7 protein-coding genes are annotated in these 14,455 nt (G+C 72.8%); 3 read left to right on the forward strand and 4 right to left on the reverse strand.

The annotated features are described in order from the left end of the window. Positions 1–130 precede the first annotated feature (130 nt). Positions 131–1,933: a glycoside hydrolase family 6 protein gene (locus GA0070614_RS10380; protein WP_088975763.1), complete on the reverse strand. Its 1,803-nt coding sequence runs from the start codon at positions 1,931–1,933 to the stop codon at positions 131–133. Positions 1,934–2,490: 557 nt separating this feature from the next. Here GA0070614_RS10380 and GA0070614_RS10385 point away from each other — a divergent pair. Next, complete coding sequence (locus tag GA0070614_RS10385; RefSeq protein ID WP_088979353.1) at positions 2,491–3,765, forward strand: hypothetical protein; 1,275 nt, start codon at positions 2,491–2,493, stop codon at positions 3,763–3,765. Further along, positions 3,752–4,444 (forward strand): class F sortase, encoded by a 693-nt coding sequence (locus tag GA0070614_RS10390; protein ID WP_088975764.1) that lies wholly within the window; start codon positions 3,752–3,754, stop codon positions 4,442–4,444. Before GA0070614_RS10385 ends, GA0070614_RS10390 begins: the two co-directional genes overlap by 14 nt. 63 nt (positions 4,445–4,507) lie before the next feature. On the opposite strand, the gene GA0070614_RS10395 is transcribed toward GA0070614_RS10390, so the two are convergent. Further along, positions 4,508–9,556, reverse strand: a complete 5,049-nt coding sequence (locus GA0070614_RS10395; RefSeq protein WP_088975765.1) for an NAD-glutamate dehydrogenase — start codon at positions 9,554–9,556, stop codon at positions 4,508–4,510. A 292-nt stretch (positions 9,557–9,848) separates the two neighbouring features. On the opposite strand from GA0070614_RS10395, the gene GA0070614_RS10400 reads away from it, so the two are divergent. Further along, positions 9,849–11,807, forward strand: a complete 1,959-nt coding sequence (locus GA0070614_RS10400; RefSeq protein ID WP_088975766.1) for a penicillin-binding transpeptidase domain-containing protein — start codon at positions 9,849–9,851, stop codon at positions 11,805–11,807. A gap of 147 nt (positions 11,808–11,954) precedes the next feature. On the opposite strand, the gene GA0070614_RS10405 is transcribed toward GA0070614_RS10400, so the two are convergent. Both GA0070614_RS10405 and GA0070614_RS10410 read right to left on the reverse strand, forming a co-directional pair. After that, a complete protein-coding gene (locus tag GA0070614_RS10405; protein ID WP_408630745.1) occupies positions 11,955–13,313 on the reverse strand; it encodes an arginase family protein in 1,359 nt (452 codons plus the stop codon). A 65-nt stretch (positions 13,314–13,378) separates the two neighbouring features. Further along, positions 13,379–14,299 (reverse strand): tetratricopeptide repeat protein, encoded by a 921-nt coding sequence (locus GA0070614_RS10410; protein ID WP_088975767.1) that lies wholly within the window; start codon positions 14,297–14,299, stop codon positions 13,379–13,381. Positions 14,300–14,455 lie beyond the last annotated feature (156 nt).

Here is a 14,455-nt window from a genome sequence, read left to right on the forward strand (position 1 = left end):
GGTCACCGGCCGTCCGCCCGACCCGGCGGGGGCCCCTGGCCCGACCGGTGAACCGGTCGGACCAGGGGCCCTGGGGAACCTGCCGCGACAGTGCCTCACTCCTGCCGCGGCGGGTTGGCCGTCCGCCTGGTCAGGAGAGCGGCGGGTAGGCGTTCTGCATCAGCTGGGCGAACTGCGCCGGGAACCAGGCGCCCGAGATCGGGGCGTCCGGCAGGGCGCCGCTCATGCTGTTGCCGTTGCGGGCGTTACCGGTGTAGGTCGGGTCGCACATCCGGTCGAAGCCCTTGCCCTCGTTGTTCGGGATCTCCTTGCTGGAGCCGTCCGACTCACCCGGGGGCTTGACCCAGACGTAGGCGTCGATGCCGGGCTCCGGCGCGGCCTTCGGCCGCTCACCCAGACCCGCACCGGCCTGGTTGCACCAGTTGCCGGCGTGGATCCGCCGGTCGATACGGCCACCGTCGACGTAGGCGTCGACGCTGGTCATCGGGCCGGGGCCGGTGGGCCGGGCGGTGCCGCCCCAACCGTTGCGGGAGGTGTCGATCAGCATGCCGATCTTCGGGTCGAAGCCCTTGGAGACCAGCTCGTTGCGGAACGCCTGGGCGAACGACAGCTCGTCGACGTAGAAGTTCCAGTCGACCCACTTCGACTGCCGCACCGTGGTGCCGTTCACCGAGTCGGTCACCTTGAAGTTCGTCTCCTTGAGAGCCGAGTAGTTCGCGGTGTTGACGATGAAGCCGTGCACGTTGTTCACCGTGCTGCCGGAGGCCACCGCGGCGTCCTTCAGGATCTGGGCGGTGGGGCTGAAGTTGCTGTCCCAGCCGATCCAGCCGTGGTGCGCGGCGTCGATGTAGTTGTAGACGTTGCCGATCGCGCCCAGCTTGTTCAGGGCGTAGCCGACACCGTTGACGTACGCGCCGTTGGCCTTGACCGTGTCGCACATCGCCGTGCCGCCCGGCTTGCCGGAGGTGTTGGTCACCAGGTTCGGCAGCGAGTCGATCTCGATGATGTTGATGATCCGCAGGTCCTTGTACTTCGCGTCGCCCTGGATCGCGGCGATCGGGTCGATGTACTCGGCCTTGTAGCGGGGCAGCTCGTCCGGGCCCAGCTCGCCGTTGGAGGCGAGCGCCGCGCAGTCGCGGCCGGGCAGGTTGTAGATGACGAACTGGATGTAGTTCGCCCCCTGCTCGAGCGCCTTGTTCAGGTGGTCACGCACGCCCATGGCGCCGTTGGAGCTGCTGTCCGGGGTGCCGTTGATGGCGGCGATCCGGTCGATCCACACGGCGGTCGGGTTGTTCGACACCCGGTTGCCGCCCGCGACGGACTCGGCCTTGGCCTTCCACTCCGGGTTCACGTACCCCTTGGCGTTCAGGTACGGGTTGTCCACCCGCTGTCCCGGCGGCGGCGTCGTCGGCGGGGGCGTGGTGGGCGGAGGCGTGGTGGGCGGAGGCGTGGTGGGCGGGGGCGTGGTGGGCGGCGGGGTCGACGGCGGCGGGGTGGTGGGGGTGCCGCCGTTGCAGACCACGCCGTTCAGGGTGAACGAGGTCGGCTTCGGGTTGCTGCCGCTCCACGCGCCGTTGAACCCGATGCTGGTGCTGGCGCCCGAGGCGAGCGATCCGTTGTACGACTCGTTCGTCGCGGTGACGTTCTGACCGCTCTGCGACCACTTCGCCGACCAGCCCTGCTGCACACGCTGGCTGCTGTTCGGGAAGGTGAAGCCGAGGTTCCACGAACTGACCGGGTCACCGAGGTTCTTGATGACGACGGTGGCGGTGAAGCCACCGGGCCAGTCGTTGGTGGTGTAGTCGACGCTGCACTGGGTCGCGGCCTGCGCCGCGGTGACCGGAATGGTCACCAGCCCGCCGGCCACCAGGGCGCTCGCACCGGCGAGTGCGACCGCCCGGCGCCTGCCGGACAGGTTTCTCCACAGATTCATGCCACTGAACTCCTTGGGCGAGACCGGATCCGTGTTACGGCCCGGCACGTGGCCCGGCGGCACGCCCTGTACAGGACGGCCCTCGGCGCCAACGGGATTTCGGGGGGGTGCGCCCGACCCGGACGGGCGTGGTGGTGGGGGTGACCGGTCCACCGGACCGGTCGGGTGGCCCACGTCGTCCGGCTCTCACCGGTTGCCCTCGACGCCTGCCGTCGCGGTTGTAGCTCCCCGTACCGCGTGCAGCGATTCTTGCATGGGAGCGCTTCCATGGCAATGCCTCGATACCCGGCCGAAGCGTTCCGACACGGGGCGGGCGTGGCGACAAGGCCGGGACATTCGCCCCCGGCGAGCGGCTACGCCCCGGGGGCCACCAGAGGGCGCGCCACCGCCGGAAGGCCCGGAACCCCGACACAAGCCGCCTAGCACCGCCAAAGCCCTGATCGTCCGCAAACTCTAAAACACGAATCTTTCCCCGGATAAGTCGCGAAACGGTCTAACGTCGGTCATAGCTCGACTGACGTCGGGCTCAGGACAACAGGGATGGAGTGACGCAGGTCATGGCTAACAAGATGCTCGGGAAGGTCGTCGCGGGTGCCGCGCTCGGCGGCGCGTCCCTCCTGGTGTTCACGCCGGGGATCGCGTTCGCGGACGGTGCCCAGCCCGGCGGGGACCGTGAGGGCAAGGTCATCGCCAAGCCGCACGCCGTCAAGCCCGGCGAGAAGGTCAAGCTCCTGGAGATCTGCCCGACGCCGCAGGAACACGCCTACGTCTGGTCGAAGGTCACCGGCAAGGTGAAGCTCAAGCCGGCCGGTGAGGGCCGCGGCGAGCACGACGGCAAGGACAAGGGCGGCTCCTGGGAAGGCGACAAGGGCGGCTCCTGGGAAGGCGACCAGGGCGGCTCGTGGGGCGGCGACAAGGGCGGCGACAAGGGTGACGACGGCAAGCAGCCGCAGCCGCCGGCCAACGGTGGCCAGCCCCCGGCCGGGGGCGCCCAGCCGCCGGCGGGCGGTTGGGGCGGCGGCTTCGCCGCGGACGTCGCGCCGGGGCGGGACGGCAAGGCCCACGAGGACGAGCGGGCCGGGGCGGGCCGCGAGCACGGCAAGCACCACTGGAAGGGCCACGAGTACGGCCAGGAGGCCGGCGCCGAGGGCGAGCGCTCGTGGAAGGGCGGCGACTCCGGCTCGTACGGCGGCGGGTCCGACTCGTACGGCAGCGGGTCCGGCTCGTACGGCGGCGGGTCCGACTCGTGGAAGGGCGGCGAGTCCGACTCGTACGGCAGCGAGCGCGGCTCGTACGGCAGCGGGTCCGACTCGTACGGCAGCGAGCGCGGCTCGTACGGCAGCGGGTCCGACTCGTACGGCAGCGAGCGCGGCTCGTACGGCAGCGGGTCCGACTCGTACGGCGGCGAGCGCGGCTCGTACGGCCAGGACGCCGAGGCCGGCGCCGACGCCTGGAAGGGCCACGGCGCCGAGTACGCCGAGGACGCCGCCGGGGCCGAGGCCGAGTACGGCTGGAAGGGCCACGGCAAGTACGGCGAGGACGAGGCGGCCGCCGGCGCGGAGCGCGGCTGGGAGCACAAGAAGGACTTCGTCTACTACGGCGAGGCCCAGGTCGCTCCGGACGCCGCCCCGGGCACGTACGAGCTCAAGGGCTCGTGCGGCGAGGGCAAGCTGGTGGTCCTCCCCCGCGGCCACGTGGACGGCGGTGACGGTGGCATGACCACCACCGGCACCGACCGCGAGCTGGCGCTGGGCGGGGCGGGCATGATCGGCGCGGCCGCCCTGGGTGGCATCGTGCTGATGCGCCGGCGGCGGGCCGATGGGCTCGTCTGACCAGACGGCGACACGGGCCGGCGGCCGTCACGGGAGACCGTGGCGCGCCGCCGGCGCGGCCGTCGTCGTCCTGCTGGCCGTCGCGGGCGCCGGCATGATCGGCGCGTCGCTGCGGACCGAGCCGCCACCCCGCCCACCGCAGCCGATCGCCCAGGCCGCCCCGGACGCCCGGACCGACCCGGACGCCGGCGGGATCGACGAGGCGGCGGTGCCCACCCCCCTGCCCCGCTCGGCCCCCGTCACCGTCTCGATCCCGCGCATCGGCGTCGACGCCGAGGTCATGTCGCTGGGCACCAACCCGGACGGCACCGTCCAGGTCCCCCCGCTGGACCAGGCCCAACGCGCCGGCTGGTACTCCCCCGGCGCCAGCCCGGGTGAGGCCGGCAACGCGGTGATCGTGGGGCACGTCGACTCGGCGAAGCTCGGCCCGGCCGTCTTCTTCCAGCTGGGCTCCCTGAGCCGGGGCGACACCATCACCGTCGCCCGGGACGACGGGACGACGGCCACCTTCACCGTCGCCGACGTGCGGTCGTACCCGAAGGCGGAGTTCCCCCACGAGCTGGTCTTCGGCCCGAACGAGCGGCCCGCTCTGCGGGTGGTGACCTGCGGCGGCGTGTTCGACCAGACGGCCGGCAGCTACACCGACAACGTCATCGTCTTCGCCACGATGACCTCCTGAGGTCCGGACGCGGACGCGCCTGCGGCGGGACCGTCGGGTCCCGCCGCAGGCGCGTCGGACGCGTCAGGCCGCGGCGGAGGTCCGCACCAGCGTGCGGATCTGGCGCAGCAGCACCGACAGGGCGGCCAGGTCGGCCCGCGACTCGTCGAACTCCCCCATCGCCCGGCGGGCCCGGTGGATGGAGGTGGCGTTCGACTGCTCCCACTCCTGCACCCGCTCCTGCGCGGAGAGGCTGTCCGCGGTGGAGTCGAGCACCTCGGCGGTGAGCGCGGCGAGCGCGGCGTACAGGTCGTAGCGCAGCGCCATCCGGGCCAGCGTCTGCCAGCGGTCCTCCCGCGGCAGCAGGGAGATCTTCGACAGCAGGGAGTCCACCCGGAACAGGTCGGACAGAACGAAGTAGACCGAGGCCACCTCGTCGACGTCGCGCCCGCTCGCCGCCGCCGTCTCCACCACGTCCAGCAGACCGAAGCTGTACATCAGCCGGGTGGCCTGCTCGGCCAGCCCACGCGGCAGCCCGCGCTCGGTCATGGTGTCGATGTGCGCGGCCAGCGACTCGCGCTCGCTGCCGTGGAAACGGGTCTCCAGGTCGGGCAGGAGCCGGGCCACCCCGGCGCGCAGCCGGGCGATCTCCGCCGGCACGTCGATCGGCGAGCGCCGGTTGGTGACCAGCCAGCGCACGGCCCGGTCGAGCAGCCGCCGGGTGTCCAGGTAGACGGTGGTCTGCAACTCGGGCGAGACCTTGTTGTCCAGCGCCTCGACCGCGTCCCACAGCTCGCGCAGGCCGAAGACCTCCCGCACCACCACGTACGCCCGGATCACGTCCGCCGCCGAGGCGGCGGTCTCCTCGACCACCCGGAAGACGAACGAGATGCCGCCCCGGTTGATCGCCTCGTTGACCAGCACCGTGGTCACGATGTCGCGGCGCAGCCGGTGCTGGGCCATCCGGTCGGCGAAGCGCTGGCGCATCGGCGTCGGGAAGTAGTTGACCAGGACCTCGGTCGTCCACTCCTCGTCCGCGAGCCCCTCCGCCAGGATCTCCCGCTCCAGGACGATCTTGACGTACGCGAGCAGCACCGCGAACTCCGGCGCGGTCAGCCCGGACTCGCTGCGCACCGCCAGTTCCTCGTCCGGCGGCAGCGCCTCCAGGGCCCGGTCGATCTGGCCCGCCCGCTCCAACTCGTTGATCATCCGGCGGTGCACCGGGAGCAGGCTGGCCGCCTGGGCCTGGGCGTTGTTGATCGCCCGCGCCTGGTCGTAGTTGTCCCGCAGCACCAGCTCGGCGACCTCGTCGGTCATCTGGGCGAGCAGCTCGTCGCGCTGGGCGACGTCCAGCGCCCCGTCGGCGACCGCGGTGTTGAGCAGGATCTTGATGTTCACCTCGTGGTCGGAGCAGTCCACCCCGGCCGCGTTGTCGATGAAGTCGGTGTAGATCCGGCCGCCGGTCAGGGCGTACTCGATCCGGCCGAGCTGGGTGCAGCCCAGGTTGCCGCCCTCGCCGACCACCCGGCACCGCAGGCTCTTGCCGTCCACCCGGATCGCGTCGTTGGACTTGTCGCCCACCTCCGCGTTGGTCTGGCTGCTGGCCTTCACGTACGTGCCGATGCCGCCGTTCCAGAACAGGTCGACCGGCGCGGTCAGGATCGCCTTCATCAGCTCCTGCGGGCTGAGTTGCGTGACCTCGTCGTCGAGGCCGAGCACCGCGCGGACCTGCGGCGAGACCGGCACCGACTTGGCGGTCCGCGGGTAGATGCCGCCACCTTCGCTGATCAGGCTCCGGTCGTAGTCCTCCCAGGACGACCGGGGCAGATCGAACAGGCGCTTGCGCTCGTCCCACGAGGTGGCCGCGTCCGGGTCCGGATCGAGGAAGATGTGCCGGTGGTCGAAGGCGGCCACCAGCCGGATGTGCTTCGACAGCAGCATCCCGTTGCCGAACACGTCGCCGGACATGTCGCCGACGCCGACCACGGTGAAGTCCTGGGTCTGGGTGTCGTGCCCCATCTCCCGGAAGTGCCGCTTGACCGACTCCCAGGCGCCCCGGGCGGTGATGCCCATCTTCTTGTGGTCGTAGCCGGCCGAGCCGCCGGAGGCGAACGCGTCGCCCAGCCAGAACTGGTGCGCGGTGGAGATCTCGTTGGCGATGTCGGAGAAGGTGGCCGTCCCCTTGTCCGCCGCGACCACCATGTACGGGTCGTCGCCGTCGTGCCGGACCACGTCCTCCGGCGGCACGATCTCACCGCTGACGATGTTGTCCGTGACGTCGAGCAGCGCGGAGATGAACTCCTTGTAGCAGGCCACCGCCTCGTCCCGGTCGCCCGGCTTCTGCTTGAGCACGAAGCCGCCCTTGGCGCCCACCGGCACGATCACGGCGTTCTTCACCATCTGCGCCTTGACCAGGCCGAGCACCTCGGTACGGAAGTCCTCCCGCCGGTCGGACCAGCGCAACCCGCCCCGGGCCACCGGCCCGAACCGCAGGTGCACGCCCTCGAACCGGGGCGAGTAGACGAAGATCTCGAACTTCGGTCGCGGGGCCGGCAGGTCCGGAATGGCCTGCGGGTCCAGCTTGAACGCCACGTACGACTTCGGCCGCCCACCGGCGCGCTTCTGGTAGAAGCTGGTCCGCAGGGTGGCCTGGATCAGCGTCAGGTACGACCGCAGGATCCGGTCCTGGTCGAGGCTGGCCACGTCGTCCAGCGCCTCGCCGATCGCGGTGACCAGCTCGCCGCTGCGCTGCCGGCGCTCCTGCGCGGTCAGCCCGCCCGGGGCGAACCGGCTCTCGAAGAGCTCCACCAGCAGCGCCGCGATCCGCGGGTACGCGATGAAGGTGTGCTCCATGTACTCCTGGGAGTACACCGCGCCGGCCTGCCGCAGGTACTTCGCGTACGCCCGCAGCACCACCACCTGCCGCCAGGTGAGGCCGCCGCGCAGCACCAGCTCGTTGAAGCCGTCCACCTCGGCCTCGCCCCGCCAGGCGGCGGCGAAGGCGTTCTCCACGTGCGGGCGCACCTCGGCCAGCTCCTGGTGCCCCTCGGGCAGCTGGAGGCCGAAGTCGTACAGGAAGACCCGGCCGTCGATCCGGTCCACCTCGTACGGGTGCTCGTCGACCACCCGCACGCCCAGCGAGTGCAGCACCGGCAGCACGGCGGAGAGCATCATCGGCTCGCCGTACCGGTAGACCTTGAACCGGACGTCCATCGTGTCGTCGACGGCGCCGTCGCCGCCCGCCCGTGGGGCGAGCTGCTTGCGGAACAGGTGCATCTCCAGCTGGCCGGGCTCCTCCAGCAGCTCCAGCTTGGCCAGGTCCTTCATCGCCTCGTACGGCGTGTGCCCGTCCTTGTAGCCCTCCGGGAAGGCGTCGGCGTACCGGGCGAACAGGTGCTTGGCCTGCTCGTCGCCGAGCTTGCGCTCCAGCACCAGCCGGTAGTCGTCGTCCCAGAGCCGGGTCGCGTCGGCCAGCTCCTCGGCGAGCAGGTCGGCGTCGATGTCCCCGGGCGGGTTGGTCGGGTCGGTCCGGACGATGAAGTGCACCCGGGCCAGCATCGACTCGGTGACCCGGGTGGTGTAGTCCACCCCGACACCGTTCAGCTCCCGCAGCAGGATGTCCTGCATGCGCAGCCGGTTCTGGGTGGTGAACCGGTCCCGGGGCAGGTAGATCAGGCAGGAGATGAACCGCCCGTACGCGTCCCGGCGCAGGAACACCCGCAGCTGGCGGCGACCCGCCATGCGCAGCACCCCGGTCACCGCGTGGTACAGGTCGTCGGTCTTGATCTGGAACAGCTCGTCGCGCGGGTAGGTCTCCAGGATCTGCAGCAGGTCCTTGCCGGAGTGGCTGCGCAGGCTCAGGCCGGAGCGGTCCAGCACCTCGGCGACCTTGCGCCGGACCACCGGCAGCTCCTGCACACTGGTCCGGTACGCGGCGGTGGAGAACAGACCCAGGAAGCGCCGCTCGCCGACCACCTGGCCGGCCTCGTCGAAGATCTTGAAACCGATGTAGTCGAGGTACGCCGAGCGGTGCACGGTGGCCCGCGAGTTCGCCTTGGTGATGATCAGCAGCCGCTTCTCCATCACCTTCTCGTGCGCCTCGGGGGTCATCGACGACAGCGACCGGGCCTCCGGCGAGTCCGACCGCAGGATGCCCAGGCCGGTGCCGAGCACCGCCTCCAGCCCCGGGCCCCGCCCGTCGCCGTCGACCAGCCGGTACTCCCGGTAGCCGAGGAAGGTGAAGTGGTCGTGGGCCAGCCAGCGCAGCAGCTCCACCGAGTCGGTGATGTCCTTCTCCGGCACCGGCGGGCGGTTGTCGGAGGTCCGGGCGGCGGCCAGCTCGTCGGCGAGCGCCAGCGCCCGCTGGCGCATCTTCGGCCAGTCCTCCACGGCCTCACGCACATCGGTGAGCACCCGCTGCAACTCGCGACGCAGCTTCTCCCGCTCGTCCGGGTCGCGCACCGGGTCGATCTCGATCCGCATCCAGCTCTCGACCAGGTCGCCGGCGATCGCGTCGTCCGGCTCCACGTCGGCGGAGACCTCGGTCAGCCGGCCGAGCGGCTCCCGTCGCACCACGACCAGCGGGTGCACCAGCAGGTGCACGTCCAGGTGGTGGGAGTTCAGCAACGCGGTCACCGAATCGACCAGGAACGGCATGTCGTCCGTGACGATCTCGATGACCGTGTGGTGCTGCTCGGCGTCGGGCTCGTGGATCCGCAACTTCAACTCGCCCGGCACCCGTTGCTGGGCGAGGTCCCGGTGCGCGCGGGCCGCGTCGAGCATCTCCTCCGCGGTGAACCCGATCAGCTCCTCGTCCGGCGCGAAGCGCCAGAACCGGCCCACCAGTGTCGCCGCGTCGTGGTCGTCGCCGGCCAGCGCCACCGCCTGCGCCACCAGGCGTTCCGCGTTGGGCACCGGCTCGTCGAGTTCGGTGTCCTCCGCCTCGTCGCCGAGCGCCTCCATGGGCAGTCCCAGCTCGTAGAGGGTGTCGATACTCGAACCGGTCATCCCGGTCACTCCTGTGTCGAGTCGGCCGAAGCCGTCCCCGTCGGTCGCCGAATCGAAGCTGTCGTCCCGGCCGGTGTCAGCCTGCCGGAGGTCGGGTCCCGGTTTGATCGCCGGACGCCGGTCCATCGGTGCCACTCCCCTCGACCCACCGCGTTGTGGGTCACTCTGCCGCCCAGCCTAGGCCCTGCCGCTCTGTCCGTTCGTCGGCGGACCACCGGCCGGACGTCCGGTTCGGGACTCTGTCCTTTCACCCGTTGCAGACGCGTGGTCGGCCGGTCGCGGAGTACCCCGACTCGCGATGTTCATCACACTGCCGCGGGAGCCTGTTCACGCAGCGTGCGGCCGCGCGGGTCGGTGCGGCGGGCCGGACCGTACTAGCGTGCGAAGCGGCACCGTGACCGCGGAGGAGTAAGGCTTCATGACCCTGTCGTACCCGTACCGCCGTTTGCGCACGCGTCCCCGTCCGACACTCTCGGCGCTGGCCGTCACCGCGCTGCTGGCCGGCGTGCTCGTCGGGTGTTCCGACGGGGACGGGCCGGAGCGGACCGTGGACGCCTTCCTCGACGGCTGGCGCTCGGGGGACCTGAACGCGGTCGGCTTCATCGACCCGACCGGGGCGCGGCTGCCCGCCGCCGACGTCACGAAGGAGATCAAGGAACTCTCCGGCGAGTTGGCCGCCACCCCGCCCACCCTGCGCCGCACCGGCGAGCCCGAGATCACCAAGGACATCGCCACCGCGAAGATCCGGGTGGAGTGGAAGCTGCCCGGGGACACCACCTGGGCGTACGACCGGCCGGTGCGGCTGCGGCAGGGCCGCGACGACCAGTGGCAGCTGATCTGGGAGCCGACGCTCGTCCAGGAACAGCTGGAGAAGGGTGACCGGCTGACCGTACGCCGGGAGCGGCCCACCCGCGCGGCGGTGCTGGACGCCGCCGGGCAGCCGATCGTCGCGCCCCGGCCGGTGGTCCGGGTGGGCGTGCAGCCCTCCCAGGTCCCCGACCCGGCCGCCCTGGCCCGCCGGCTCGACGCCGCGTTCAAGGCGATCCGGCCGGCGATCACTCCCCCGGTGGACGTCTCCGACCTGCCCCGCCGCATGAAGGAGGCCGACCCGGACGCGTTCGTCGAGGTGGTCACCCTGCGGGAGGAGGCGTACCGGCAGATCAAGCCCCGCATCCACGACTTGCCCGGCACCCTGTTCCCCACCGAGCAGCGCGACCTCGCGCCGACCCGGGAGTTCGCCCGGGCCCTGCTCGGCTCGGTCGACGAGGCGACGGCCGACGACCTCGCCGCCCGCCCGGACGCGGTCGCCCGGGGCGACCAGGTGGGTCACGGCGGCCTCCAGGGCCGCTACGACGACCGGCTGCGCGGCGTCCCCGGGGTGGCCGTGCTGATCCAGCGGCCCGGTCCGGACGGCAAGCCGACCCCCGGCCCGGAGGTGCACCGGCAGGAGCCGCAGCCGGGGCAGCCGTTGAAGACCACCCTCGACGTCGCCACCCAGAACGCGGCCGACGGCGCGCTGCGCGGCGAGAAGCGCCGCTCCGCCCTGGTGGCGGTGCGGATCAGCGACGGCGCGGTGCTCGCCGCCGCCAACGGCCCCGGCGCGGCCGGCGAGAACCTCGCCTTCACCGCCCAGGTGCCGCCCGGCTCCACCTTCAAGATGGTCAGCGCGCTCGGCCTGCTGGACCGGGGCGCGGTCACCGCCGACACCGTCGTGGACTGCCCGAAGACCCGTGAGGTCGACGGTCGCTCGTTCAAGAACTCCGACGACTTCGTGCTGGGCAGGGTGCCGTTCCGGACGGACTTCGCGAAGTCCTGCAACACCGCCTTCGTCACGCTGGCGCCGCAGCTGGGGCCGGACGGGCTCGCCGTCACCGGCCGTACCCTCGGCCTGGAGGGGCAGTGGGAGCTCGGGATCGACGCGTTCACCGGCAAGGTCTCCGCCAACGGCGGCCCGACCGAGCAGGCCGCCGCGGCGATCGGCCAGGGCACCACCGTGGTCAGCCCGCTCGCCATGGCCGGCGCCACCGCCGCCGTGGCCCGGGGTCGCTTCACCCAGCCGAAGCTGCTGCTCGACCCGGCGCCGGCCAAGACGGCCGAGCCCGGCCCGCAGCTCAAGGCCGAGTCGGTCGAGCCGCTGCGGGCGATGATGCGCGAGGTGGTCACGGCCGGCACGGCGAAGGCGCTCGCCGACGTCGCCGGCGGCCCGGTGCACGGCAAGACCGGCACCGCCGAGTACGACGACAACCCCGCGCACACCCACGCCTGGTTCGTCGGCTGGCAGGGGGACGTGGCGTTCGCGGTCTTCGTCGAGCAGGGCGGGTCGAGCACGTCGAGCGCGGTCCCGATCGCCGACCGCTTCCTCCGCGCCCTGAACTGACCGTCCCGTCCCGTCCCCGGCCCGTCCCCGGTTTGCGGCGTGTCGCGGTGTCCCTCGGCCCGGGATACCGCAACACGCCGCAACCGGTGTGGATCAGTCGCCAGGACGCGGGCGGTGGTGGCCGGGGGGAGAGGGAGGGAGCTTGGCTCAGGCGATGCCGGCGGGTGGCTCGGTGGGTTCGTCGCCGGCCTCCGGGGGCGGCACCCGGCGCAGCAGGCCGGGCCCGGCCGAGGCGGGCGGCCCGACCGGCTCCACGACCACCGGGACCATCTCCGGTGGCGCGGCCGGCCTCGGCACCGGGCGGGCGTCCGGGCTCCCCGCCGCTTCGGGCACCGGATAGCCCGGCGCGGGGTCGACGTCGGCCGCCCTCACAGCACCGTCCGCCACCGCGCCGAGGCCGTCCGACAGCGCGCCCCGAGCGGCCGAGAGGGAAGCGCCCGGCGCGGCCGACCGGGAACCGGAGCCGGCGGGCGGGCCGGCGGGGTGACCGTCCGCCGCCGAGTCGGGGCCGGCGACGACGTCCGGCCGCCGCGCGGTCCGTACCCGGGGCACCGCCGACGGCGGCGGCAGCAGCCGGGGCGGCACCGCCTCCGGCGCCGAGACCGGGGCCAGCCCGGCGACCACGGTGTTGACGATCTCGGCGGCGTACGAGCCGTCCGGGTCGTAGTCGGGGTCGAAGACGGTCAGCTCGACGCCGAGGCAGTGCGGGGTGTCGACCAGGCCGGCGAGGAGGATCTCCAGCTCGGCGAAGGCGATCCCGCCCGGGTCCGGCGCGTCGACCGCCGGCATCACCGCCGGGTCCAGCACGTCCACGTCGATGTGCACCCAGTAGCCGGCGCAGTCGGCCAGCTGCTCGTGCGCCCACTGGGCGGACCGGGCCGCCCCCTCGGCGCGCAGCGCCGGCACCGGACGGGTGGTGATCCCGGCGGCCTGCAGGTCGAGGCGGTACTCGTCCTGGGCCCGGATGCCGAGCACCACCACGTCGATGTCGCGGAAGTAGGGACGCCGCCCCTCGATGGCCGCCAGGTCGGCCTGCCCGCGCCCGGTGACCAGGGCCAGGTCCTCCCCGGCCGCCGCGCCGACGTAGGAGGCGTTGCCGGGGTGCCGGAAGTCGGAGTGGCCGTCGACGAAGACCAGCCCGATCCGCCCGCCGACCGCCTCGCCGAGCCGGTGCATGGCCAACGCCGAGCCGAGCAGCACCGAGCAGTCGCCCCCGAGCACCAGCGGGAACTCGCCCCGGTCGATGATCGCGCCGATCCGGTCGGCGAGCGCCACCGAGTACCCGGAGATCTCCCGGGCGTGGCAGACCCCGTCACCGGGACGCCAGTCGCCCGGGTCGTACCGGGGCGGGGTGAGGCAGCCGGCGTCGCGGGCGCGCAGCCGGGCGAGCAGCCCGTGGTCGCGCAGCGCGCCGGGCGCCTTGGCGCAGCCGGGGACGGAGGTGGACGTGGGCGGGCGCAGTCCGAGGTTCGTCGGCGCGTCGAGGACGGCGATCCGGCGCATCATGGGCTCCCGTCCTCGGTGGTCGGGCGGGCCGGCGGTGCGCCGGCCCGCGCTGGCGTGCGACGAACTCAGAACAGTGCGCTGGCCAGGGCTCGGCGGGCCGAGGCGACGGCGGGGTCGTCCGGGCCGGCGACGGTGAAGAGCGAGACCAGGTGCTGGCGCACCTTCTCCCGGTCCTCGCCGGCGGTGCGCCGGACCAGGCCGACCAGGCGGGCGTACGCCTGCTCGGCCATGCCGCTGAGCACCTCGACGTCGGCGGCGAGGAGCTGGGCCTCGACGTCGTCGGGGGCCTGCGCGGCGGCGGCGAGCGCGGCCTGCGGGTCCGCGCCGGCGACCCGGCGGGCCAGCCCGACCTGGGCCAGGCCGGCCTCGGCCGCCGCGTCCGCCGGGGACTCGGCCAGGATCTTGCGGTACGCCCGCTCGGCGGCCTCCAGGTCACCGCTCATCAGGGCGTCGTCGGCCTCGTCGAGGCGGGGGTCCTCCGGCTCGGCGACGGCGACGCCGCCGGCCTTGAGGACGGCCTGGAGCCACTGGCGGAGCTGGGCCTCCGGCACCACGCCGGAGAACGCGTCGACGGGCTGGCCGCCGACGACCGCGTAGACCATCGGGATGCCCTGCACCCGGAACATCTGGGCGATGCGCGGGTTGGCGTCCACGTCGACCTTGGCGAGCACCCACGCCCCGCCACCCTCGGCGGCCAGCCGCTCCAGCACCGGGGAGAGCTGCTTGCAGGGCTCGCACCACTCGGCCCAGAAGTCGACGACCACGGGTGTGCTGAGCGAGCGCTCCAGGACCTCGGACTGGAAGGTCGCCTCGGTCACGTCGACCACGGTCACCGCGCCGCCTGCGGGGCCGCCCGGCAGGCCGGTGGGCGGACCGGCCTGGGCCGGTGTGGTGGGACGGGGGTTGGCCGGCGGTGTGCTGCGCAGTGCGCTGAGGTCGACCGCGCCGCGGGTGAAGATCGACGAAGTCATCCGTGGGTCGCTCATGGTTACCTAGTCTCGCACGGACCCCGCGAAACTCAGATCAACCGCGACGCCGACAGTTGCCACTCTCACCCCTGCTCATGAGCCCTCCGCACCGCCCGTGACCACGGCGGAGCCGGACCACCCCCGCGCCCGGACGACAGGCGTCGGGGAAAAGTC

Origin of the sequence: Micromonospora coxensis, assembly GCF_900090295.1 — a bacterium.
GTDB classification, from domain to species: domain Bacteria; phylum Actinomycetota; class Actinomycetes; order Mycobacteriales; family Micromonosporaceae; genus Micromonospora; species Micromonospora coxensis.